At 71.6% G+C, this 342-nt stretch carries 1 protein-coding gene; it reads right to left on the bottom strand.

The features are described 5' to 3' along the window. On the bottom strand, positions 1–342 hold a 342-nt coding region (locus ACOADB_RS20505), incomplete at both ends, for an acyl-CoA dehydrogenase family protein (protein WP_378602813.1).

The following is a 342-nucleotide window of genomic DNA, read 5'->3' as shown; positions in this document are numbered from 1 at the left end:
GCGGCGACCTTGATCTGGCTGACCTCGCTGATCGCGTTCATCGGGCCGCCGACGTCCAGCTTCCACGCGGCGTTGAGCACCAGGAGGCGGGTGGAGTCGATGGCGATCCGGGCTTCGGCGATCCGCTCGCGGTTGCCGCCGAGGTTGACCAGCGGCTTGCCGAAGGCGATCCGGTCGGTGCCGCGCTGGCAGGCCAGCTCGAGGGCCTTCTCCGCGAGGCCGATCAGGCGCATGCAGTGGTGGACGCGGCCGGGGCCGAGGCGGCCCTGGGCGATCGCGAACGCCTCGCCGGGACCGGCGATGAAGTTGGCGACGGGGACGCGGACGTTCTCGAACACGACC

The organism is Nocardioides sp. CPCC 206348 (genome assembly GCF_048654705.1).
In the GTDB taxonomy this organism is placed as follows: Bacteria; Actinomycetota; Actinomycetes; order Propionibacteriales; family Nocardioidaceae; genus Nocardioides.
Note: the sequence above shows the minus strand (reverse complement) of the source record. Positions and strands in the feature narration are given on the sequence as shown.